A 21,547-nucleotide genomic window follows, 5' to 3' on the forward strand; every position below is an offset into this window, starting at 1 on the left:
CCCTCAGCCCTGGCGCTGCTTGTGCCGGGCGTTGTCGCAGATGACCATGACCCGGCCGTGCCGGCGGATCACCTTGCACTTGTCGCAGATCTTCTTGACCGACGGCTGGACCTTCACCGGGCCGCCCTCATTTCCTGGTAGTTCGTGGGTCGCGGCACCACCGTGTCGGGGCGCACCGCGGAGGTCACTTGTAGCGGTAGACGATGCGACCGCGCGTGAGGTCGTAGGGCGAGAGCTCCACGACGACGCGGTCCTCGGGCAGGATGCGGATGTAGTGCTGCCGCATCTTGCCGCTGATGTGCGCGAGCACGCGGTGCCCGTTCTGCAGTTCCACTCGGAACATCGCGTTGGGGAGCGGCTCGACGACTCGACCCTCGACCTCGATGGCCCCGTCTTTCTTCGCCATTCCCTACACGGCCTCCCGATCTGGTGTGCTCCAGTGCTGGTGCACTGACTCGCGTGCACCCATGCCGGAGGCACGGGTGTGTGGTGCTGGGTGTCTGGTGCGGGCGGTCTCGCAGAGGGCGCCCGCCGGTGTGCGGCCACAGCACGACGACGGACGGCGCGAACGCCAGCGGTCACTGTACCCCGCCAGCCTCACCCGTTCCAACCCCGGTGCAGGTGACCCCCGCGACCCGCCTCGACGGTGTCGAGGAGGACCGGGGACGGAGGACTGCCTCAGGTGCGGGCGGTGATGCCGAAGGGCGCGAGACCCGCCACCCCGCCGTCCTCCGCCGTGAGGACCCAGGGGCCTTCGGGCGTGATCGCGACGGTGTGCTCGAAGTGGGCGGCCCGCGAACCGTCCTTGGTCACCACGGTCCACCCGTCCTCGAGTTCGAGGGTGTCCGGCGACCCGACGGTGACCATCGGCTCGATGGCCAGGGCGAGCCCCGGGACGAGCTTGGGTCCACGACCGGCGCGCCCGTAGTTCAGCACGTGGGGGTCCTGGTGCATCTCGGTGCCGATGCCGTGGCCGCCGTAGTGGTCGACGATGCCGTAGTCGTGCTCGTGCGCCGAGATCGACTCCTCGACGGCGTGACTGATGTCGGTCAGCCGGCCACCGACCACAGCCCTGGCCAGCCCCGCCCACATGGACTGCTCGGTCGCCGCCATCAGGGCCGCGTCCTCGGCGGAGGGCTCCCCCACCGTCACCGTGATGGCCGAGTCACCGTGCCACCCCTGCAGGATCGCGCCGCAGTCGATGGAGATGTTGTCCCCGAGCTCCAGCACTCGGCTGGAAGCCGGGATGCCGTGCACGATCTCGGCGTTGATCGAGGCGCAGATGCACCCCGTGAACCCGTGGTACCCCAAGAACGAGGGGATGGCCCCCGCGCTGCGGATGTGGTCCTCGGCGATGGCGTTCAGCTCACCCGTGGTGACCCCGGGCGCCACCCCGGCGCGCACCGCAGCCAGGGCGCCGGCGACCACCAGCCCCGCCGCCCGCATCAGCTCGATCTCGTGCGCGGTCTTGATCTGGATCATGCGTCCACTCCACTTCGCCAGCAGCGGCAGACGGGACAAGAGCCCAGCGCTCACGGCTCGACCCCCGTCATCGCCGTGCGGGCTGTCCGGCCGTCCCGTCGTCGTCGGAGCCGGCGGCACCTCGCAGCGCCTCCAGGGCACGCCCGGTGACCTCGCCGATCTCGCCGATGGCGTCGATCGTCGCGAGCAGCCCCTCCTGGCGGTACCAACCCGACAGCGGAGCGGTCTGCTCCCGGTAGACGTCCAGCCGGTGCCGGACGGTCTCGGGCTTGTCGTCACCGCGCTGCACGGGCTGACCGTCGACGATCACGACGCGACCCGACAGGCGGCGCACCAGCTCGTCCTCCTCGACGACGAGCTCCAGGACACAGTCCAGGTGCTGCCCCAGGTCGACCAGGGAGTCCCGCAGCTGCTCGGCCTGCGCGATCGTCCGGGGGAACCCGTCGAGCAGGAAGCCCGCCTTTGCGTCGGGCTCGGCCAGCCGGTCGCTGACCATGGCCACGGTGATCTCGTCGGGGACGAGGTCGCCGGCGTCCATGTAGGCCTTGGCCTTCTCGCCGAGCTCGGTCTTGCCGGACACGTTGGCCCGGAAGATGTCTCCGGTCGAGATGGCCGGGACGCCGAGCTCACCGGCGATGATCTGCGCCTGGGTGCCCTTGCCCGCGCCGGGCGGCCCCAGCAGGACGACGCGCACTACTTCAGGAACCCTTCGTAGTTGCGCTGGTTCAGCTGCGTCTCGATCTGCTTCACCGTCTCCAAGCCCACTCCCACCATGATCAGCACCGCGGTCCCGCCGAACGGGAAGTTCTGGTTCTGCCCCTCTTGGGTCACCGAGAGGAACAGGTTGGGCAAGACTGCCACCAGCCCCAGGTAGATCGAGCCCGGCAGCGTGATCCGGGAGAGCACGTACTGCAGGTACTCGGCGGTGGGCCGGCCCGGACGGATGCCGGGGATGAAGCCGCCGTAGCGCTTCATGTCCTCGGCGCGCTCCTCCGGGTTGAACGTGATCGACACGTAGAAGTACGTGAAGAAGACGATCAGCCCGAAGTAGATGGCGATGTGCACCGGGCTGGACTGGTTGATGACGTAGTTCTCGAAGAACCGTCGTACCGCGCCCGTCGAGTCACCCTGCAGCTGGCTGATGAGCTGCGGGAGGTACAGCAGCGAGGAGGCGAAGATGACCGGGATGACACCGGCCTGGTTCACCTTCAGGGGCAGGTACGTCGACGTGCCGCCGTACATCCGGCGACCGACCATGCGCTTCGCGTACTGCACGGGGATGCGCCGCTGCGCCTGCTCGACGTAGACGACCGAGGCGATGACCACCAGCGCCAGCACGCAGACCAGGCCGAAGATCAGGCCACCGCGGGTCTGCAGGATCGACCCGCCCTCGGCGGGGATGCGTGCGGCGATCGAGGTGAAGATCAGCACGGACATGCCGTTGCCGATCCCCTTCTCGGTCAGCAGCTCGCCCAGCCACATGATCACGGCCGTGCCGGCGGTGAGGGCGATGACCAGGACGACGGTGGTCCAGATCGAGTCCGAGGGGATGAGGTCCTGGGCGCAGTTCGGGAACAGCTGGCCGCTGCGGGCCAGGGCGATGATCCCGGTGCTCTGCAGGACCGCGAGCGCGATGGTCAGGTAACGGGTGTACTGGGTCAGCTTCTGCTGTCCCGACTGCCCTTCCTTCTTCAGCTGCTCGAAGCGTGGGATGACCACGACCAACAGCTGCACGATGATGCTGGCCGTGATGTACGGCATGATCCCGAGCGCGAAGATCGACAGTCTCAGCAGCGCCCCACCGGAGAACAGGTTCACCAGCGAGTAGACGTCTCGCTGGTCGGAGGCCTGCGCCTGGTCCAGACAGCTGTTGATGGCCTCGATGGAGACACCGGGACCGGGGACGCTGGCGCCCAGCCGGTACACGGCGATGATAGCCAGGGAGAACAGGATCTTGCGCCGGAGGTCTGGCGTCCGGAACGCCGCGGCGAACGCCTGCAGCACGTGCCCTCCCCGAGTCGGTCGTGTGAGGTTAGCAACGGGCCGGGAGGCCTCGACGGCGGGCTGTCCCCGGAGGGGAGGCTGCCGTGACGTCGGCGACGACGTCCCGGTGGTGCCGGTCTCCGCCGGAGGCGGGGCCGGGCAGCAGACGACCCCCGGGGCGCAGGTGCACCCCGGGGGTCGTCGGCGGTCAGATCTGGGTGGTGCTGCCCCCGGCCGCGGCGATCTTCTCAGCCGCGGAGGCGGAGAAGGCGTGCGCGTGCACGGTGACATTGACACTGCCGAGCTCGCCGGTCCCGAGGACCTTGACGGGCTGGCCGCGCCGCACGGCGCCGACCTCGACCAGCGTGTCCGGGTTGACGGACCCGCCGTTCGGGAACAGCGAGGCGATCTTGTCCAGGTTCACGACCTGGAAGACGACCTTGTTCCGCGGGGTGAAGCCGGAGAGCTTGGGCAGACGCATGAACAGCGGCGTCTGACCACCCTCGAAGCGGGCCGAGACCTGGACACGAGCGCCCGAGCCCTTGGTGCCGCGACCGGCCGTCTTGCCCTTGGAGCCCTCACCACGACCCACGCGGGTCTTCTTGGTGTGGGCGCCCGGGGCGGGACGCAGGTGGTGGACCTTCAGAGTCATCGTCTTCCCCTGCTCAGCTGATCTCTTCGACGGTGACCAGGTGCGGCACCGTCGCGACCATCCCGCGGATCTCGGGACGGTCCTCCTGCACGACGGAGTCGTTGATCCGCTTGAGACCCAGCGAACGCAGCGTCTGGCGCTGGTTCGGCTTGGTCCCGATCGCCGACTTGGTCTGGGTGACCTTGATCTGGCTCACGTCAGGCCCCCTGTCCCGCACGGGCCCGCAGCATGGCGGCCGGCGCGACGTCCTCGAGGGGCAGACCGCGGCGGGCCGCGATCTCCTCGGGACGGACGAGGTCCTTCAGGGCCTGCATCGTGGCGTGCACGATGTTGATCGGGTTCGAGGACCCGAGGCTCTTGGAGAGCACGTCGTGGATCCCGGCACACTCCAGCACGGCACGCACCGGGCCACCGGCGATGACGCCGGTACCCGGGCTGGCCGGCTTGAGCAGCACGACACCGGCCGCCGCCTCACCCTGCACGGGGTGCGGGATGGTGCTGGCGATGCGAGGCACCCGGTAGAAGTGCTTCTTGGCCTCCTCGACGCCCTTGGCGATCGCCGCGGGCACCTCCTTGGCCTTGCCGTAGCCGACACCCACGGTGCCGTCGCCGTCGCCCACGATCACCAGGGCGGTGAAGCTGAAGCGACGACCACCCTTGACGACCTTGGACACACGGTTGATGGCCACGACCCGCTCGAGGAACTGGCTCTTCTCGGCCGGACCGCCGGGGCCGCGGCCCCCGCCGTCACGACGGTCGCGGCGGTCGTTGCCGCCCTGACCGCCCTGGCCGCCCTGTCCGCCGCCGGCGCCACCGGCACCGCCGGCGCCACCGCCGCGTCGCTGTGGTCCTGGCATCAGAGGTCCCTCTCGATCTTCGTGTCAGTCATCAGAAGTCCAGCCCGCCCTCGCGGGCACCGTCGGCCAGCGCCGCGAGGCGGCCGGCGTACCGGTTGCCACCACGGTCGAAGACGACGGCGGTGATCCCCGCGGCCTTGGCGCGGTCGGCCACCAGCGCGCCGACCTGACGGGCGAGGGCGGACTTGTCGCCCGCAGCGCCCTTCAGGCTGGCGTCCATCGTGGAGGCGTGCACCAGGGTGCGCCCCTGGGTGTCGTCCACGACCTGCACGTGCACGTGGCGCGAGCTGCGCTTGACCACCAGGCGCGGACGCTCGGCGGTACCGGCGACGCGCTTGCGGAGCCGGTTGTGTCGGCGCAGTCGCGAGGTGCGACGCGCGGTGCTGGCGTCGGTGCCCACGGGCTTGTGCACCCGGGACGCCTTCTCGTTGGTCTGTGTCTGTGCCATCACTTGCCCGTCTTCCCGACCTTGCGCTTGATGACCTCGCCCTGGTACCGCACGCCCTTGCCCTTGTACGGGTCGGGCTTGCGGAGCTTGCGGATCTTGGCGGAGACCTCGCCAACCAGCTGCTTGTCGATGCCGGCGACCCGGAAACGGGTCGGGGCCTCGACGGTGAAGGTGATCCCCTCGGGGGCCTTGATGAGCACCGGGTGGCTGAAGCCGAGCGCGAACTCGAGGTCCGAGCCGCGGGCCTGCACGCGGTAGCCGACGCCGACGATCTCGAGGGTCTTGGAGTACCCCTCGGTGACGCCGGTGATCATGTTGGCGATCAGAGTGCGGGACAGACCGTGCAGCGCACGGCTCTCACGCTCGTCGTCGGGGCGCTGCACGAGCAGCGCACCGTCGTCGCTCTTCTCGACGAAGATGGGCTGGGCCACCGTGTGGCTCAGTGCGCCCTTGGGGCCCTTCACGTTCACCGTGCGGCCGTCGATCGCGACGTCGACCCCACCGGGCACCGTGACCGGGAGTCGTCCGATCCGTGACATCTCGAGCTCCCCTTACCAGACGTAGGCGAGGACTTCCCCACCCACGCCCTTCTTGTTCGCCTGCTTGTCGGTCAGCAGACCGGTCGAGGTGGAGATGATCGCCACCCCGAGGCCGCCGAGCACCTTGGGCAGTGCGGTGGACTTCGCGTAGACCCGCAGACCGGGCTTCGACACGCGCCGGACACCGGCGATGCTGCGCTCACGGTTGGGGCCGTACTTCAGGTCGACCACCAGCTCCTTGCGGGTCTGGCCGTCCTTCTCGACGTCGTTGACCTTCCAGCCGGCGATGTAGCCCTCCTGCTGGAGGATCTCGGCGACCTTGGTCTTCAGCTTCGACGAGGGCATGGCCGCTGCGTCGTGGTACGCCGAGTTGGCGTTGCGGATCCGCGTGAGCATGTCCGCGATCGGGTCGGTCATCGTCATGTGTCGGTCGTGCCTCTCTCACCGCGGTTCCGCACGCGTCTCGCGCGGGCCTCTCGGCGATCGGTGGTGCAGGGGAGGTGCGGTGCCGTCCGGACGGGTGCCCGGACCGGCTCCGGTGCCGGACCCGCACGAGGCGGGCCCGGCACCGGTCAGGTCACCAGCTGGACTTGGTCACGCCGGGCAGCTCGCCCGCGTGGGCCATCTCCCGGACGCAGATCCGGCACAGGCCGAACTTGCGGAAGACCGCGTGCGGACGACCGCAACGCTGGCAACGGGTGTAACCCCGCACCTTGAACTTGGGCGTACGAGCCGCCTTGTTGACGAGCGCCTTCTTGGCCATGGTGTCTCCTCGTCCCGGGTCAGCGGGTCGTCTGCACGACGGGCCGGCCGGCGAAGGGGAAGCCCAGGAGGCTGAGCAGCTCGCGACCCTCCTCGTCGTTCGTGGCGGTGGTGACCAGCGTGATGTCCATGCCACGCGGGCGGTCGATCCGGTCGACGTCGATCTCGCGGAACATCGACTGCTCGGTCAGGCCGAACGTGTAGTTGCCGTGTCCGTCGAACTGGGTCGAGGACAGGCCACGGAAGTCGCGGATGCGGGGCAGGGCCAGGCTCAGCAGCCGGTCCAGGAACTCCCACATGCGGTCGCCCCGGAGGGTGACCTTCGCGCCGATGGGCATGCCCTCGCGCAGCTTGAACTGGGCGATGGACTTGCGGGCCCGGACGACGGCCGGCTTCTGGCCGGTGATGGCGGTGAGGTCGCGGACCGCACCGTCCATCAGCTTCGCGTCGCGGGTGGCCTCGCCGACGCCCATGTTGACGACGATCTTCGTCAGACCGGGGATCTGCATGACGTTGCTGTAGCCGAACTCGCTCATCAGCGCCGGCGCGATGTCCGAGCGGTAGTGGGCGAGCAGCCGGGGCAGCTCACGGGTGGGTGCACTCATGGTGATCAGAGGTCCTTACCGGAACGCTTCGAGACCCGGATGCTGCGTCCGTCCTCGTCCTTGCGGTGGCCGATGCGGGTCGGGGTGCCATCGGAGTCGATGACCATCACGTTGCTCACGTGGATGGCGGCCTCCTGCGTCACGATCCCGCCCGACTGGGCGCCGCGCTGACTGGTGCTCACGCGGGTGTGCTTCTTGACGCGGCCGATGCCCTCCACGAGCACCTTGCCGGTCTTGGGGAAGGCGGCGATGACGCGGCCCTTCGCCCCCTTGTCCTTGCCGGACAGGACGACGACCTGGTCGCCCTTCTTGACCTTGAGAGACGGGGTCTTCTCAGCCATGGTCACAACACCTCCGGGGCGAGCGAGATGATCCGCATGAAGCGCTTGTCGCGAAGCTCACGACCGACGGGCCCGAAGATGCGGGTCCCACGCGGGTCGCCGCTGTCGCGGATGATGACGGCTGCGTTCTCGTCGAACCGGATGTACGAGCCGTCGGGACGACGACGCTCCTTCACGGTCCGGACGATGACGGCCTTGACGACGTCGCCCTTCTTGACGCCTGCGCCCGGGAGGGCGTCCTTCACGGTGCCGACGATCACGTCGCCGATGCCCGCGTAGCGCCTACCCGAGCCGCCGAGAACACGGATGCACAAGATCTCCTTGGCACCGGTGTTGTCGGCGACGCGCAGTCGCGACTCCTGCTGGATCACAGCTCTGCTCCTGAATCTGTCTGCTCGGTGACCGCCGGGTCCTGGTGGTGAAGCGGCGGTCGGGACTCACGTGCGACAGCCGGCGGCTCTCGCCGCCGGCCGTCAGGTCCCGGATGGGGCACACCCTCGGGTGCGCCAGTCGTCCAGAGTACGCGCGGCCACTCCCCCGGTCATCACCGGGGTCGTGGCCGCGACGGACTGGTTCTTACTTGGCCTTCTCCACGACGGACACCAGGCGCCAGCGCTTGGTGGCCGAGGTGGGGCGCGTCTCCATGATCTGGACACGGTCGCCGATGCCGGCGGTGTTCGCCTCGTCGTGCGCCTTGAGCTTGCTGGTACGGCGCAGCACCTTGCCGTAGAGCGCGTGCTTCACGCGGTCCTCGACCTCGACGACGATGGTCTTGTCCATCTTGTCACTGACGACCAGGCCCTCACGGACCTTGCGGTAGCCGCGCCCGGCCAGGCCGGGACCCGAGGCGACGGCCTCGTTGGTGGTCTCGCTCATGCCACACCCTCGCTCGGTGCGACCGACAGACCCAGCTCGCGCTCGCGCATGATCGTGTAGATCCGGGCGATGTCGCGGCGGACGGTCTGCAGTCGCCGGTTGTTGTCCAGCTGGCCGGTGGCCACCTGGAACCTCAGGTTGAACAGCTCTTCCCTCGACTCACGCAGACGCGTGGCGAGCTCGTCCACCGAGAGCTCACGGAGCTCCGGGGCAGTGAGGCCGGCAGCCATCACACCTCTCCTTCACGGGTGATGAAGCGGCACTTCATGGGGAGCTTGTGGATGGCGCGGCGCATCGCCTCGCGGGCGATGGGCTCGTCGACACCGGACAGCTCGAACATGATGCGGCCGGGCTTCACGTTGGCGACCCACCACTCGGGCGAGCCCTTGCCCGAACCCATGCGGGTCTCGGCGGGCTTCTTCGTCAGCGGACGGTCCGGGTAGATGGAGATCCAGACCTTGCCGCCACGCTTGATGTGGCGGGTCATGGCGATACGAGCGGACTCGATCTGACGGTTCGTCACGTAGGCGGGCTCGAGAGCCTGGATCGCGTACTCGCCGAAGTTGATCGCGGTGCCGCCCTTGGCCCGACCAGTGCGGTCGGGACGGTGCTGCTTGCGGTGCTTGACGCGACGCGGGATCAGCATCTGTCAGCCCTCCGTGGTCTCGGCACCCGCGGCCTGCGCGGTCGCGGTGCCCTCGGCGCCGACGGCCTCGCCGACGCTCTGCGCGGGAGCGGCCTCGACCGTGGGCTCCACCGTGGTGACGGCGGCGTCCTCGGCGGGCTGCTCAGGGGCACCGGTGCCCGGGGCGGCCGCAGCGCGGCCGGCCTCGGTGCCACCGGCGGTGGTGCCGGTCGAACCCGACCGGCGCGGACGCTGGGCCCGCTCGCGACGCTCCTGGCGCTGGGCCAGGGCCTGCAGGGCCTCGCGCTCGGCACGGGAGCCGCTCGCGTCACCCTTGTAGATCCAGACCTTGACGCCGATCCGTCCGAAGGTCGTGCGGGCCTCGTAGATGCCGTAGTCGATGTTCGCGCGCAGCGTGTGCAGCGGCACACGACCCTCGCGGTAGAACTCCGACCGGCTCATCTCCGTGCCACCCAGACGCCCGGAGCACTGGACCCGGATGCCCTTGACCTGCGGGCTGCGCTGGGCCGACTGCATGGCCTTGCGCATCGCACGACGGAAGCTGACACGGCTGGAGAGCTGCTCGGCGACGCCCTGGGCGACCAGCTGCGCGTCGGACTCGGGGTTCTTCACCTCGAGGATGTTCAGCTGCACCTGCTTGCCGGTGAGCTTCTCCAGCTCGCCGCGGATGCGGTCGGCCTCGGCGCCACGACGCCCGATGACGATGCCCGGGCGGGCGGTGTGGATGTCGACGCGGACGCGGTCACGGGTGCGCTCGATCTCGACCTTCGAGATGCCAGCGCGCTCCATGCCCTTGCCCATCAGCTTGCGGATGGCGACGTCTTCCTTGACGTACTCCGCGTACTGCTTGTCGGCGAACCAGCGGGACTTGTAGTCCGTGGTGATGCCCAGGCGGAACCCGTGCGGGTTGACCTTCTGACCCACTAGCGGGTCCCTCCCTTCGAGTTGGACTGCGTCGGCTGCCCGGTCTGGGTGGCCGGGCCGGTCTGGCCGGTCTGACGGCGGGCCTTGCGGGACCGCAGGGCCAGCTCGGCGCTCGAGGCGACCTCACTGACCTCGACGGTGATGTGCGCGGTCCGCTTGTTGATGCGGAAGGCGCGACCCTGGGCCCGCGGACGGATCCGCTTGAGCGTCGGGCCCTCGTCGACGTAGGCGGCGCTGACGACCAGCGCGGCCGGGTCGAGCTGCAGGTTGTGCTCGGCGTTGGCCACCGCCGAGGCGACGACCTTGGCCACGGGCTCGCTGGCCGTCTGCGGGGCGAAGCGCAGCAGCGCGAGCGCCTCGTCTGTGGGCAGGTAGCGGATCATGTCGATCACGCGACGCGCCTTCATCGGGGTGACGCGGACGAACCGGGCCGTGGCCCGGGCGACCGGTGCGTCGGTCCCCAGCTGGGAAGTCATCTCAGGTTCTCCTCGTCCGCTCAGCCGCGCCGCGACCGGCGGTCGTCCTTGACGTGCCCGCGGAAGGTGCGGGTGGGCGCGAACTCGCCGAGCTTGTGCCCGACCATCGCCTCGGTCACGAAGACCGGGACGTGCTTGCGCCCGTCGTGCACGGCCATGGTGTGGCCGAGCATGTCGGGGATGATCGTCGAACGCCGCGACCAGGTGCGGATGACGTTCTTGGTGCCCTTCTCGTTCTGGGCGTCCACCTTGGCGAGCAGGTGGTCATCGACGAACGGGCCCTTCTTCAGGCTGCGTGGCATTGTCTGTCGGCTCCTCTACCCGCTCAGCGCTTCTTGTTCGCGCGCCGGCGGCGCACGATCATCGCGTCGGAGGCCTTGCGCTTGCGCGTACGGCCCTCCGGCTTGCCCTTGGGGTTGACCGGGTGGCGTCCACCGGAGGTCTTCCCCTCACCACCACCGTGCGGGTGGTCGACCGGGTTCATGGCGACACCACGGACGGTGGGGCGCTTGCCCTTCCACCGCATGCGGCCAGCCTTGCCCCAGTTGATGTTCGACTGCTCGGCGTTGCCGACCTCGCCGATGGAGGCGCGGCAGCGGACGTCCACGTTGCGGATCTCGCCCGAGGGCATCCGCAGCTGGGCGAAGCGGCCCTCGCGGGCCACCAGCTGGACGCTCGTGCCGGCCGAGCGGGCGATCTTGGCCCCGCCACCGGGACGCAGCTCGATGGCGTGGACCACGGTGCCGACCGGGATGTTGCGCAGCGGCAGGTTGTTGCCGGGCTTGATGTCGGCGTTGGGGCCGCACTCGACCAGGTCGCCCTGCTTGAGCTTCGCCGGGGCGATGATGTAGCGCTTCTCGCCGTCTGCGAAGTGCAGCAGCGCGATGCGCGAGGTGCGGTTCGGGTCGTACTCGATGTGCGCGACCTTGGCCGGCACACCGTCCTTGTCGGCCCGACGGAAGTCGATGAGGCGGTAGGCACGCTTGTGCCCGCCACCCTGGTGACGCGCGGTGACGCGGCCGTGGACGTTGCGGCCGCCCCGGCCGTGCAGCGGGCGGACCAGCGACTTCTCGGGGTGGTCGCGGGTGACCTCGGCGAAGTCGGCGACGGACGAGCCGCGGCGGCCCGGCGTCGTCGGCTTGTACTTACGGATGGCCATGGTTCCTACTCAGTCCCTGTCTGGTCTCGGTGCAGTCGCTGGTCCGCGGACGCCGTCAGGCGCCCGGGCCGCCGAACAGCTCGATGCGGTCGCCAGGGGCGACGGAGACGATGGCGCGCTTGGTGTCCTTGCGCTTGCCCATCACAGCGCCCTTGGAGCGCTTCCGCTTGCCCTGCCGGTTGATCGTGTTGACGGCGAGGACCTTCACGTTGAAGACCTGCTGCACAGCGATCTTGATCTGCGTCTTGTTCGCGTCCGGGCGGACGATGAACGTGTACTTGTTCTCGTCGAGCAGCCCGTAGCTCTTCTCCGAGATGACCGGGGACAGCAGGACGTCCCGGGGGTCGCGGACGCTCATGCCTTCTCCTCGGTGGTCGCGGGTGCCATGGACGGCACCTCGCTGTCGATCTCGTGGGTCTCGAGGTCGGGCAGCTCGGAGCTGCTCGCGCGGCCCCGTCCGCCCTTGGCGGGACCGGCCACGTACTCGGCGAGTGCGGTCTCGGTGAAGACCACCTCGTCGGCACACAGCACGTCGTAGGTGTTCAGCTGGCCGGCCTCGATGAGGTGCACGTGCGGCACGTTGCGCAGGCTCACCCAGTTGAGGACGTCGTCGCGGTCGAGCACGACGAGCACCCGCTTGGCGGTGCTGATCGTGTTCAGCGCGGCCAGAGCGGCCTTGGTCGAGGGCGCGTCACCCTCGACGAACGCGGACACGACGTGCACGCGGTCCTCACGGGCCCGGTCGGAGAGGGCACCGCGCAGGGCGGCGGCCTTCATCTTCTTGGGGGTCTTCTGGTCGTAGTTGCGCGGCTGCGGGCCGTGCGACACACCACCACCCTCGAACTGCGGGGCGCGCAACGAGCCCTGACGGGCGCGGCCGGTGCCCTTCTGGCGGTACGGCTTGGCACCGGTACCACTGACCTGGGCGCGGGTCTTCGTCGCGTGCGTGCCCTGGCGGGCGGCAGCCAGCTGGGCCACCACCACCTGGTGCATCAGCGAGACGTTGGCGTTGGCGTCGAAGAGCGCGCCCGGCAGCGTGGCCGTGCCCGACTTCTCGCCGGCCGGCGTCCGGACGTCGACGGTCCGATCGGTCCGCTCGGTCGTCGTGATGGTCACTTCGCGTCACTCCCCACGGCGCCGCCCTTGACCGCGGAGCGGACGAGCAGCAACCCACCGCGCGGGCCCGGGACGGCGCCCTTGATCAGGACCAGTCCCTTCTCCGCGTCCACCTTGTGCACCTTGAGGGACAGGGTGGTCGTGGTGACCGCACCCATCCGACCGGCCATGCGCATGCCCTTGAAGACACGACCCGGGGTGGCACAGCCACCGATCGAGCCGGGCGACCGGTGCTTGCGCTGGACGCCGTGTCCTGCGCCCAGGCCCTTGAACCCGTGGCGCTTCATGACACCGGCGGTGCCCTTGCCCTTGCTCTTGCCGATCACGTCGACCGTCGCCAGACCGGCGAGGACGTCAGCGGTCAGCTCCTGGCCGACCGTGTAGTCAGCAGCGTCCTTCGTGCGCAGCTCGACCAGGTGCCGTCGCGGCGTGACGCCCGCCTTGGCGAAGTGCCCGCCTTCGGGCTTGTTCACCTTGCGGGGGTCGATCGCGCCGAACCCGATCTGGACGGCCGAGTAGCCGTCCACCTCGGGCGTGCGCACCTGGGTGACCACGCACGGGCCCGCCTTGACCACGGTGACCGGCACGATGCGGTTGTTCTCGTCGAAGACCTGGGTCATCCCCAGCTTCTCGCCGAGGAGACCACGGAATGTGCTCGCCATTGTCTCGGTGCCCCTACTGGATGTTGACGTCGACCGAGGCCGGCAGGTCGATGCGCATGAGCGCGTCGACCGTCTTCGGCGTCGGGTCGAGGATGTCGATGAGCCGCTTGTGCGTACGCATCTCGAAGTGCTCGCGCGAGTCCTTGTACTTGTGCGGCGAGCGGATGACGCAGTACACGTTCTTCTCGGTCGGCAGCGGCACCGGGCCGACGACGCGCGCTCCGGTCTTCGTCACCGTGTCCACGATGCGACGCGCCGAGGCATCGATGGCCTCGTGGTCGTATGCCTTCAGCCGGATGCGGATCTTCTGTCCCGCCATCGCCTTGTCTCGCTCCTGCCGATCGGGTGTTGCTGGAAGACGTACTGGGTCGGTTGACCCGGGGGTTCCCGGGACGACCCGGGGTGGTGGGTGGCGGCCAGTCGGGGCCGCCACCCACCGGGGGACTACTGGTTGATCTTCACGACCCGGCCGGCGCCGACGGTGCGGCCACCCTCGCGGATGGCGAAGCGCAGGCCCTCCTCCATGGCGATCGGCTGGATCAGCTCGACCGACATCTCGGTGTTGTCGCCGGGCATGACCATCTCGGTGCCCGAGGGCAGCGTGACCACGCCGGTGACGTCCGTCGTCCGGAAGTAGAACTGGGGACGGTAGTTGTTGAAGAACGGCGTGTGACGACCGCCCTCGTCCTTCGAGAGGATGTAGACCGAACCCTCGAAGTTGGTGTGCGGGGTGATCGAGCCGGGCTTGACGACGACCTGGCCGCGCTCGACGTCCTCGCGCTTGATGCCACGCAGCAGCAGGCCCACGTTGTCGCCGGCCTGGCCCTGGTCGAGCAGCTTGCGGAACATCTCGACGCCGGTGACGGTCGTCTTCGACGAGGTCGGGCGGATGCCGACGATCTCGATCTCCTCGGAGACCTTGACGATGCCGCGCTCCACACGACCGGTCACGACGGTGCCGCGGCCGGTGATGGTGAAGACGTCCTCGACGGGCATGAGGAACGGCTTGTCGATCTCACGCTCGGGCTCGGGGATGGAGCTGTCGACAGCGTCCATGAGCTCCATGAGCTTGTCGCCCCACTCGGCGTCGCCCTCGAGCGCCTTCAGCGCCGAGACGCGCACGACCGGGAGGTCGTCGCCCGGGAACTCGTACTCGGAGAGCAGCTCGCGGACCTCGAGCTCGACGAGCTCCAGGATCTCCTCGTCGTCGACCATGTCGGACTTGTTCAGCGCGACGACGATGTAGGGGACACCCACCTGGCGGGCCAGGAGCACGTGCTCCTTGGTCTGCGGCATGGGGCCGTCGGTCGCCGCGACCACCAGGATCGCGCCGTCCATCTGCGCGGCACCGGTGATCATGTTCTTGATGTAGTCGGCGTGCCCGGGGCAGTCGACGTGCGCGTAGTGGCGGTTCTCGGTCTGGTACTCGACGTGGGCGATGGAGATCGTGATCCCACGCGCCTTCTCCTCGGGCGCCTTGTCGATCTGATCGAACGCAGACGCCTCGTTGAGGTTCGGGTACTTGTCGTGCAGGACCTTGGTGATCGCCGCGGTGAGCGTCGTCTTCCCGTGGTCGATGTGCCCGATGGTGCCGATGTTGACGTGCGGCTTGGTCCGCTCGAACTTGGCCTTGGCCACTGGGTTCCTCTCTGAAGTGTGATTCGCAGTCAGCTGCTGAGTCTGGGGTGCGGGCGGGCGCCCGCTGGGTCGGGCCGCCTAGGAGCTGCGGCCCGGCCCGGTCACTCTCCGGTCGCCTTGGCGATGATCTCCTTGGCGACGTTCGACGGGACCTCAGCGTAGGTGTCGAACACCATGGTGTAGCTCGCCCGTCCCTGGGTGCGGCTGCGCAGGTCTCCCACGTAGCCGAACATCTCCGACAGCGGGACCAGGGCCTTGACGACGCGGGCGCCGGAACGCTCCTCCATCGCCTGGATGGTGCCGCGGCGGGAGTTGAGGTCGCCGATGACGTCGCCCATGTTCTCCTCGGGCGTGACGACCTCGACGGCCATCATCGGCTCGAGCAGCGCGGGGTTGGCCTTGCGGGCCGCCTCCTTGAAGGCGATCGACCCGGCGATCTTGAAGGCCATCTCCGAGGAGTCGACCTCGTGGTACGCGCCGTCGAGCAGCGTGGCCTTGACCCCGACCATGGGGTAGCCGGCGAGGATGCCGTACTGCATGGCGTCCTGCATGCCGGCGTCCACCGAGGGGATGTACTCCCGGGGGATGCGGCCACCGGTGACCTTGTTCTCGAACTCGTAGGTCGCCGAGTCACCGCTCATGACGAGGGGCTGCAGGGCGATCTGCACCTTCGCGAACTGGCCGGAACCACCGGTCTGCTTCTTGTGCGTGTAGTCGTAGCGCTCGACCGTGCCGCGGATGGTCTCGCGGTAGGCGACCTGGGGCTTGCCCACGTTGGCCTCGACGTTGAACTCACGCCGCATGCGGTCGACCAGGATCTCCAGGTGGAGCTCGCCCATGCCGGAGATGACCGTCTGACCGGTCTCCTCGTCCAGGCGGACCTGGAACGTGGGGTCCTCCTCGGCGAGCTTCTGGATCGCCGTGCCCAGCTTCTCCTGGTCGCTCTTGGTCTTCGGCTCGATGGCCACCGAGATGACCGGCGCGGGGAAGGTCATCGACTCGAGGATGACGGGCTTCTGCGGGTCGCAGAGGGTGTCACCGGTGGTCGTGCCCTTCATGCCGTTGACGGCGACGATCTCGCCGGCGCCGACGCCCGCACGCTCTTCGCGCTTGTTGGCGTGCATCTGGTAGATCTTGCCGACCCGCTCCTTGCGGTCCTTGGTGCTGTTCAGCACCGGGGACCCGGCGTCGAGGCGCCCGGAGTACACGCGGATGTAGGTCAGCTTGCCCAGGTGCTGGTCGGTCTGGATCTTGAAGGCCAGAGCCGAGAAGGGCTCGGTCTCGTCGGCGTGACGCAGGACCTCGGTCTCGCCGTCCAGCGCGGTGCCGACGATCGCCTCGACGTCCAGCGGGCTGGGGAGGTAGTCGGTGACGGCGTCGAGCATGGGCTGGACGCCCTTGTTCTTGAACGCCGAGCCGGTGACGACCGGGTTGACCTCGCCGGCGATGGTGGACTTCCGGATCGCGGCCTTGAGGGTCGCGACGGAGATCTCCTCACCACCGAGGTAGGACTCCATGATGTCGTCGTGGAAGTCGGCCAGGTTCTCGAGGAACTTGGTCCGGTACTCGGCGGCCTGGTCGGCCAGCTCCGCCGGGATCTCCTCGACGGCGTAGTCCTCACCGAGCTTGGTCTCACCACGCCACGTGAGAGCGCGCATCTCGACCAGGTCGACGACACCGATGAAGTCGCCCTCGGCACCGATCGGGATCTGCAGGACCAGCGGGTTGGCGGCGAGCCGCTCCACCATCATGTCGACGCAGCGGAAGAAGTTCGCACCGGTGCGGTCGAGCTTGTTGACGAAGCACATGCGCGGGACGCCGTACTTCTCGGCCTGACGCCACACCTGCTCGGTCTGCGGCTCGACACCGGCGACACCGTCGTAGACGGCGACGGCACCGTCGAGCACGCGGAGCGAACGCTCCACCTCGACGGTGAAGTCGACGTGCCCGGGGGTGTCGATGATGTTGATGTCGAAGCCGTTCCAGGTGCACTTCGTCGCGGCGGACGTGATGGTGATGCCGCGCTCCTGCTCCTGCTCCATCCAGTCCATGGTGGCCGCGCCGTCGTGGACCTCACCGATCTTGTAGTTGATCCCGGTGTAGAAGAGGATCCGCTCGGTGGTGGTGGTCTTGCCGGCGTCGATGTGCGCCATGATCCCGATGTTCCGGGTCTTAACGAGGTCGGCCATGGGTGTTCCTCCTGCTCTGGGTCCTGATCGCGGGGCCCGGGGGTCTGCCCGGGGGCGCCGCGGGGTGGCGGCTGGTGGCGCTGGTGGGTGTCACCAGCCGCCGGTGGTCACCAGCGGTAGTGCGCGAAGGCCTTGTTCGACTCGGCCATCTTGTGCGTGTCCTCGCGGCGCTTGACCGCGGCACCGAGGCCGTTGCTGGCGTCGAGCAGCTCGTTCATGAGGCGCTCGGTCATGGTCTTCTCACGACGCGAGCGGCTGTACTGGATGAGCCACCGCAGGCCCAGGGTGGTGCTGCGCGAGGGACGGACCTCGATCGGCACCTGGTACGTGGCGCCACCGACGCGGCGGCTGCGCACCTCGAGGGCGGGCTTCACGTTGTCCAGCGCACGCTTGAGGGTCACGACCGGGTCCGTGTCGTTCTTGGCCCGGACGCCCTCGAGGGCGCCGTAGACGATCGCCTCGGCGATGGAGCGCTTGCCGTCGACGAGCACCTTGTTGACGAGCTGGGTGACCAGCTGCGACTGGTACACCGGGTCGACGACGAGCGGACGCTTCGGCGCGGGGCCCTTGCGCGGCATTAGCTCTTCTCCTTCTTCGCGCCGTACCGGCTGCGAGCCTGCTTGCGACCGCGGACCGCCTGGGTGTCCAGGGAGCCACGGATGATCTTGTAACGGACGCCGGGGAGGTCCTTCACTCGGCCACCACGCACGAGCACCATGGAGTGCTCCTGCAGGTTGTGACCGACACCGGGGATGTACGCGGTGACCTCGACGCCACTGGTCAGCCGGACGCGAGCGACCTTGCGCAGCGCCGAGTTCGGCTTCTTCGGCGTCGTCGTGTAGACGCGCGTGCACACGCCGCGGCGCTGAGGGGATCCCTTCAACGCCGGGGTCTTGGTCTTCTCGACCTTGTCCTCGCGGCCCTTGCGGACCAGCTGCTGGATCGTGGGCATGGGTGGCCTTGATCTCCTGCCTGCGCTGGGTCGTGCTGTGGATGAGTGCGGTGCTGAGTGCCGTGGTGCCTGGGTCTCACTGGTGCTGCTCCCGGGTCCGCCCAGGCCTGTCGTCCGACCCCCGCACTCGGGCGTGTCGCCTCGTGCGTGGATCGGCCAGCGGGTGAGCCGGACTCGGTCGCCCCTCGCGCCTGGTGCACCGGGCAGTCAGTCCGCGGCGTGAGCCAGCGGGCTGGAACCCCTTGTGACCAGGCGGTCCGAGGACCGACCGGGCACACAGGTGCGCCGCGAACGGGAGCAGTCCCAGGTCTCCCTGGGCACGGCTGACCACGATACCCGGGCGGGTGGACCCGGTCAAAGCCGGGTCCGTCACGCCTGCGCTGGGCACCGTGACCGACGTCGTGCACCACCGGTACCCGGAGGCCGGACGTGGTGCAGACGACGGTCCCTGGGTGCCCGGCCACTGCGAGGGGGGACCCCGGGCAGCGGCCGGCCGGGACCAAACCAGAGGCGACGATACCCGGCCCCCGGCCCCGTGTCAGGTGACGCGACCGCCGGGCCGCCCGATCGCTCCTGTCAGACCCTCCCCCTACCGTCGGGAGTCGAACGGTCACACCGGCCCGGGACCCACCCGGCTGGACCGCCCCCAGGAGGCCACCGTGCACGTCGACTCCGCCCGCGAGCTGAAGGCCCTGCTGTCCCGCCGGCTCTCCGAGGCGCCTCCCGGGTCGGTGGTGGCCAGTGGCGTCCCCTCGGGCTCGGACTGGAGCGGCGTGGCGCTCGGGCTGACCCCCGTCGGGCCGGGCCAGGTGCACCTCGCGGTCCGGCTGGTGGCCGAGACCGACGCGGCCCGCGTGCTCGAGGGGCTCGGCGAGGCTGCACGCAGCGAGGTCGACGTCCGGGTGATCGGCCCCGTCCGCCCCCTCACCTCCCCCACACCCGAGCAGCTGCAACGCCGCACCCGCCCGCTGGTGCCGGGTCTGTCGATCGCCCAGCGGGACGTGACGGCCGGGACGCTGGGAGGCTTCGTGCGTCGCGCCGGGGCGGGCGGGCTGCTCGTGCTGTCCAACAACCACGTGCTGGCCGACAGCGACCTGGCCACCGTCGGGGACCCGGTCCTGCAGCCCGGGCCGGCGGACGGCGGCACCGCACAGGACCGTGTCGGCGTGCTCACGGCCGCCCAGCGCTTCTCGGCCACCGGCAACCTCGTGGACGCCGCGGTCGCCGCCCTCGACGACGGGGTGGACGCCGACCCGGCCGGCTACCCGGGTGGCCCGCTGCTGGGCATCGTCGCCGCCGCGCTGGACGTGGACCCCGACGAGGACGTCGAGAAGGTCGGCCGGACCACCGGCCACACCCACGGCCGGATCACCGCCGTCGAGGTCGACGGGGTCGGCGTGCAGTACGACGAAGGCGTCTACACCTTCGACGACCAGATCGAGATCGAGGGCCGCACCGGCTCCTTCAGCGAGGGCGGTGACTCCGGCTCGGTCATCTGGCGCAGCCGGGACCGGGCCGCGCTGGGCCTGCTGTTCGCCGGCTCGACGACGGGTGGGGCCAACGGCGGGGGCGTCACCTTCGCCAACCCGCTGGCCACCGTCCTGGACGTGCTGGGGCTGGAGTGGGTCGCCGGCTGACCCGTCCAGCCGGGTGAGGTCTGGGCAGGACCGCTTCCCGGGTGGACCATGGGTGCATGACCGCTGCCCACCCGGACCGCTCGGCCGCCCGTGCGGCCAAGACCGAGCTCGCTGCACGGCTGGCGGCCGAACCCGGCGTCGTGGGCGTGGGGCTGGCACGGCGGGACACCGAGTACGTGGTCCGCGTCGACCTGACCGACAGCGGTGCGGGCTCGCGCGTACCGGGGACGGTCTCGGGCGTCAGGGTCGTCACCCAGGTGATCGGCGGCGTCCGGGCCCTGCCCGCGACCTGACCCCGCTCCCCCGACACCCGCCGTCCACCACACCCGCTCCACCAGCCCACGCACTCCGCGACACCCGCTCCTGCATGAGCTCGCCGCCGGGAGGAGGCGCGTGTCACAGTGCCGGCAGACGGCGATCGTCGCCGCCGGCGAGGGGGCACACGTGCGCATCGGCATCCAGGCGGCCTACGCAGGGGACTTCCGGCAGACCGCGAGCGAGATCGCCGACCTCGAGCAGGTCGGCCTCGACGTGGCGGTCTGCGCGGAGGTGTACACCTTCGACGCGGTCAGCCAGCTCGGCTACCTCGCCGCGGTCACCGAGCGGGTCGAGCTGATGAGCGGGATCCTCCCCCTGTACAGCCGGACCCCGGCGCTGACGGCGATGACCGCGGCCGGCCTGGACTTCGTGTCCGGTGGCCGGTTCACCCTGGGTCTGGGCGCCTCGGGGCCGCAGGTCGTCGAGGGCTGGCACGGCGTCCCCTACGACGCACCGCTGGCCCGCACGCGCGAGCTGGTGGAGATCTGCCGGCAGGTGTGGCGCCGCGAGAAGCTGGAGCACGCCGGCCCCAAGTACACCGTTCCCCTGCCCGCGGACCAAGGCACCGGCCTGGGCAAGGCGCTCAAGCTGATCAACACCCCGGTCCGGGAGCGCATCCCGGTCATGCTGGCCGCGATCGGCCCCAAGAACGTCGAGCTGGCCGCGGAGATCGCCGAGGTCTGGGAACCCATCTGGTTCCACCCCGAGCGCGCAGCGGACGTCTGGGGGGACGCGCTGACCGCCGGGCGGGCCCGTCGCGACCCCGCCCTCGGCGAGCTGGGCATCGTGGCCGGTGTCCCGGTGGCCATCGGCGAGCACGTCGACCACCTGCTGGACGCCGTCCGTCCGGCCCTGGCCCTCTACGTCGGCGGGATGGGTGCCAGGGGGAAGAACTTCTACAACGACCTCGCCGTCCGCTACGGGTACGCCGAGGCCGCCGCGACCGTGCAGGACCTCTACCTGTCCGGCCGGAAGGACGAGGCGGCGGCCGCACTGCCCGAGGACCTGGTCCGGGCGGTGTCACTGGTCGGGCCGGAGTCCTGGGTGGCCGAGCGGATCGCCGCCTTCGCCGAGGCCGGGGTCACGGTGCTGACCTGCCAGCCGCTGGACGACAGCCGGGAGGGTCGGCGGGCGACCGTCGAGACCATGGCCCGGCTCTGCCACTGACCGGCCGGTGTTGCGTCACGTGACGCTCACGCGGGCGACCCCGGACGCAGAGAGGCCCCGCAGACCGGGTGGTCTGCGGGGCCTCTCCCACGTGCTGGGTCAGGCTCCCTGACGGGAG

33 protein-coding genes are annotated in these 21,547 nt (G+C 69.7%); 3 read left to right on the forward strand and 30 right to left on the reverse strand.

Features of this window, described 5'->3' with window-relative positions; all coding sequences use genetic code 11:
• Nucleotides 1–3: 3 nt before the first annotated feature.
• From rpmJ to rpsL, 30 genes are all read right to left on the reverse strand, one after another.
• Nucleotides 4–117, reverse strand: a complete 114-nt coding sequence (rpmJ, locus tag AC0IVP_RS11865) for a 50S ribosomal protein L36 (protein ID WP_012950458.1) — start codon at nucleotides 115–117, stop codon at nucleotides 4–6.
• 67 nt (nucleotides 118–184) lie between these two features.
• Nucleotides 185–406, reverse strand: a complete 222-nt coding sequence (gene infA / locus AC0IVP_RS11870; protein ID WP_012950459.1) for a translation initiation factor IF-1 — start codon at nucleotides 404–406, stop codon at nucleotides 185–187.
• Nucleotides 407–678: 272 nt separating this feature from the next.
• On the reverse strand, nucleotides 679–1,482 hold the full coding sequence (map, locus tag AC0IVP_RS11875; RefSeq protein WP_056289157.1) for a type I methionyl aminopeptidase: 804 nt from the start codon (nucleotides 1,480–1,482) through the stop codon (nucleotides 679–681).
• A 67-nt stretch (nucleotides 1,483–1,549) separates the two neighbouring features.
• Nucleotides 1,550–2,176 carry an adenylate kinase gene (locus AC0IVP_RS11880; protein ID WP_056289161.1) on the reverse strand — a complete coding sequence of 209 codons (627 nt, stop codon included), beginning with the start codon at nucleotides 2,174–2,176 and terminating at the stop codon, nucleotides 1,550–1,552.
• Entirely contained in the window at nucleotides 2,176–3,486 is a 1,311-nt protein-coding gene (gene secY, locus AC0IVP_RS11885) for a preprotein translocase subunit SecY (protein ID WP_056289164.1), read from the reverse strand. The genes AC0IVP_RS11880 and secY overlap by 1 nt, the downstream gene beginning before the upstream one ends.
• Before the next feature lie 187 nt (nucleotides 3,487–3,673).
• Nucleotides 3,674–4,117, reverse strand: coding sequence for a 50S ribosomal protein L15 (gene rplO, locus AC0IVP_RS11890; protein WP_056289169.1), 444 nt, complete (start codon nucleotides 4,115–4,117; stop codon nucleotides 3,674–3,676).
• Nucleotides 4,118–4,130: 13 nt separating this feature from the next.
• A complete protein-coding gene (gene rpmD / locus AC0IVP_RS11895; RefSeq protein ID WP_056289172.1) occupies nucleotides 4,131–4,313 on the reverse strand; it encodes a 50S ribosomal protein L30 in 183 nt (60 codons plus the stop codon).
• Between the two features lies 1 nt (nucleotide 4,314).
• Nucleotides 4,315–4,974, reverse strand: a complete 660-nt coding sequence (rpsE, locus tag AC0IVP_RS11900; protein ID WP_471756760.1) for a 30S ribosomal protein S5 — start codon at nucleotides 4,972–4,974, stop codon at nucleotides 4,315–4,317.
• Nucleotides 4,975–5,005: 31 nt separating this feature from the next.
• Nucleotides 5,006–5,422: a 50S ribosomal protein L18 gene (gene rplR, locus AC0IVP_RS11905; protein ID WP_056290207.1), complete on the reverse strand. Its 417-nt coding sequence runs from the start codon at nucleotides 5,420–5,422 to the stop codon at nucleotides 5,006–5,008.
• Nucleotides 5,422–5,961, reverse strand: coding sequence for a 50S ribosomal protein L6 (gene rplF / locus AC0IVP_RS11910; RefSeq protein WP_056289179.1), 540 nt, complete (start codon nucleotides 5,959–5,961; stop codon nucleotides 5,422–5,424). The genes rplR and rplF overlap by 1 nt, the downstream gene beginning before the upstream one ends.
• 12 nt (nucleotides 5,962–5,973) lie before the next feature.
• On the reverse strand, nucleotides 5,974–6,384 hold the full coding sequence (gene rpsH, locus AC0IVP_RS11915; protein WP_056289182.1) for a 30S ribosomal protein S8: 411 nt from the start codon (nucleotides 6,382–6,384) through the stop codon (nucleotides 5,974–5,976).
• Between the two features lie 154 nt (nucleotides 6,385–6,538).
• The gene (locus tag AC0IVP_RS11920; protein WP_014742845.1) at nucleotides 6,539–6,724 is read right to left on the reverse strand and encodes a type Z 30S ribosomal protein S14; all 186 of its coding nucleotides are present in this window, start codon (nucleotides 6,722–6,724) and stop codon (nucleotides 6,539–6,541) included.
• 19 nt (nucleotides 6,725–6,743) lie between these two features.
• Nucleotides 6,744–7,328, reverse strand: coding sequence for a 50S ribosomal protein L5 (rplE, locus tag AC0IVP_RS11925; protein WP_056289185.1), 585 nt, complete (start codon nucleotides 7,326–7,328; stop codon nucleotides 6,744–6,746).
• A 5-nt stretch (nucleotides 7,329–7,333) separates the two neighbouring features.
• Nucleotides 7,334–7,669, reverse strand: coding sequence for a 50S ribosomal protein L24 (gene rplX, locus AC0IVP_RS11930; RefSeq protein WP_056290210.1), 336 nt, complete (start codon nucleotides 7,667–7,669; stop codon nucleotides 7,334–7,336).
• Between the two features lie 2 nt (nucleotides 7,670–7,671).
• Nucleotides 7,672–8,040 carry a 50S ribosomal protein L14 gene (gene rplN / locus AC0IVP_RS11935; protein ID WP_014377983.1) on the reverse strand — a complete coding sequence of 123 codons (369 nt, stop codon included), beginning with the start codon at nucleotides 8,038–8,040 and terminating at the stop codon, nucleotides 7,672–7,674.
• A gap of 205 nt (nucleotides 8,041–8,245) precedes the next feature.
• Entirely contained in the window at nucleotides 8,246–8,545 is a 300-nt protein-coding gene (gene rpsQ, locus AC0IVP_RS11940) for a 30S ribosomal protein S17 (protein ID WP_056289188.1), read from the reverse strand.
• Nucleotides 8,542–8,775 carry a 50S ribosomal protein L29 gene (rpmC, locus tag AC0IVP_RS11945; protein ID WP_055765175.1) on the reverse strand — a complete coding sequence of 78 codons (234 nt, stop codon included), beginning with the start codon at nucleotides 8,773–8,775 and terminating at the stop codon, nucleotides 8,542–8,544. Before rpmC ends, rpsQ begins: the two co-directional genes overlap by 4 nt.
• The gene (gene rplP / locus AC0IVP_RS11950) at nucleotides 8,775–9,191 is read right to left on the reverse strand and encodes a 50S ribosomal protein L16 (RefSeq protein ID WP_056289191.1); all 417 of its coding nucleotides are present in this window, start codon (nucleotides 9,189–9,191) and stop codon (nucleotides 8,775–8,777) included. The genes rpmC and rplP overlap by 1 nt, the downstream gene beginning before the upstream one ends.
• 3 nt (nucleotides 9,192–9,194) lie before the next feature.
• Nucleotides 9,195–10,115 (reverse strand): 30S ribosomal protein S3, encoded by a 921-nt coding sequence (gene rpsC / locus AC0IVP_RS11955; RefSeq protein WP_056289193.1) that lies wholly within the window; start codon nucleotides 10,113–10,115, stop codon nucleotides 9,195–9,197.
• On the reverse strand, nucleotides 10,115–10,591 hold the full coding sequence (rplV, locus tag AC0IVP_RS11960) for a 50S ribosomal protein L22 (protein WP_056289199.1): 477 nt from the start codon (nucleotides 10,589–10,591) through the stop codon (nucleotides 10,115–10,117). Before rplV ends, rpsC begins: the two co-directional genes overlap by 1 nt.
• Before the next feature lie 20 nt (nucleotides 10,592–10,611).
• Entirely contained in the window at nucleotides 10,612–10,893 is a 282-nt protein-coding gene (gene rpsS / locus AC0IVP_RS11965) for a 30S ribosomal protein S19 (RefSeq protein WP_055764633.1), read from the reverse strand.
• Nucleotides 10,894–10,916: 23 nt separating this feature from the next.
• Nucleotides 10,917–11,750 (reverse strand): 50S ribosomal protein L2, encoded by an 834-nt coding sequence (rplB, locus tag AC0IVP_RS11970; RefSeq protein WP_056289203.1) that lies wholly within the window; start codon nucleotides 11,748–11,750, stop codon nucleotides 10,917–10,919.
• A gap of 55 nt (nucleotides 11,751–11,805) precedes the next feature.
• Nucleotides 11,806–12,108: a 50S ribosomal protein L23 gene (gene rplW, locus AC0IVP_RS11975; RefSeq protein WP_014742856.1), complete on the reverse strand. Its 303-nt coding sequence runs from the start codon at nucleotides 12,106–12,108 to the stop codon at nucleotides 11,806–11,808.
• The gene (gene rplD, locus AC0IVP_RS11980) at nucleotides 12,105–12,866 is read right to left on the reverse strand and encodes a 50S ribosomal protein L4 (RefSeq protein WP_471756762.1); all 762 of its coding nucleotides are present in this window, start codon (nucleotides 12,864–12,866) and stop codon (nucleotides 12,105–12,107) included. Before rplD ends, rplW begins: the two co-directional genes overlap by 4 nt.
• Complete coding sequence (rplC, locus tag AC0IVP_RS11985; RefSeq protein ID WP_056289211.1) at nucleotides 12,863–13,528, reverse strand: 50S ribosomal protein L3; 666 nt, start codon at nucleotides 13,526–13,528, stop codon at nucleotides 12,863–12,865. Before rplC ends, rplD begins: the two co-directional genes overlap by 4 nt.
• Before the next feature lie 13 nt (nucleotides 13,529–13,541).
• Nucleotides 13,542–13,847, reverse strand: coding sequence for a 30S ribosomal protein S10 (rpsJ, locus tag AC0IVP_RS11990; protein ID WP_014742859.1), 306 nt, complete (start codon nucleotides 13,845–13,847; stop codon nucleotides 13,542–13,544).
• A gap of 125 nt (nucleotides 13,848–13,972) precedes the next feature.
• The gene (gene tuf / locus AC0IVP_RS11995; RefSeq protein ID WP_056289215.1) at nucleotides 13,973–15,166 is read right to left on the reverse strand and encodes an elongation factor Tu; all 1,194 of its coding nucleotides are present in this window, start codon (nucleotides 15,164–15,166) and stop codon (nucleotides 13,973–13,975) included.
• Nucleotides 15,167–15,267: 101 nt separating this feature from the next.
• Complete coding sequence (gene fusA / locus AC0IVP_RS12000) at nucleotides 15,268–17,355, reverse strand: elongation factor G (RefSeq protein WP_056289217.1); 2,088 nt, start codon at nucleotides 17,353–17,355, stop codon at nucleotides 15,268–15,270.
• Between the two features lie 107 nt (nucleotides 17,356–17,462).
• Nucleotides 17,463–17,933 carry a 30S ribosomal protein S7 gene (rpsG, locus tag AC0IVP_RS12005; RefSeq protein WP_056289219.1) on the reverse strand — a complete coding sequence of 157 codons (471 nt, stop codon included), beginning with the start codon at nucleotides 17,931–17,933 and terminating at the stop codon, nucleotides 17,463–17,465.
• Nucleotides 17,933–18,307, reverse strand: a complete 375-nt coding sequence (gene rpsL / locus AC0IVP_RS12010; RefSeq protein ID WP_055764615.1) for a 30S ribosomal protein S12 — start codon at nucleotides 18,305–18,307, stop codon at nucleotides 17,933–17,935. Before rpsL ends, rpsG begins: the two co-directional genes overlap by 1 nt.
• Before the next feature lie 659 nt (nucleotides 18,308–18,966).
• Between rpsL and AC0IVP_RS12015 the strand changes: the two genes are divergently transcribed.
• The 3 genes from AC0IVP_RS12015 to AC0IVP_RS12025 all read left to right on the forward strand — a co-directional run bounded on the left by AC0IVP_RS12015 (nucleotide 18,967) and on the right by AC0IVP_RS12025 (nucleotide 21,429).
• The gene (locus tag AC0IVP_RS12015) at nucleotides 18,967–19,944 is read left to right on the forward strand and encodes a chymotrypsin family serine protease (RefSeq protein WP_471756764.1); all 978 of its coding nucleotides are present in this window, start codon (nucleotides 18,967–18,969) and stop codon (nucleotides 19,942–19,944) included.
• A gap of 56 nt (nucleotides 19,945–20,000) precedes the next feature.
• Nucleotides 20,001–20,237, forward strand: coding sequence for a hypothetical protein (locus AC0IVP_RS12020; RefSeq protein ID WP_056289227.1), 237 nt, complete (start codon nucleotides 20,001–20,003; stop codon nucleotides 20,235–20,237).
• 100 nt (nucleotides 20,238–20,337) lie between these two features.
• Nucleotides 20,338–21,429: an LLM class F420-dependent oxidoreductase gene (locus AC0IVP_RS12025; protein WP_235564388.1), complete on the forward strand. Its 1,092-nt coding sequence runs from the start codon at nucleotides 20,338–20,340 to the stop codon at nucleotides 21,427–21,429.
• Nucleotides 21,430–21,547 lie beyond the last annotated feature (118 nt).

Source organism: Klenkia sp. AC732 (assembly GCF_979256525.1).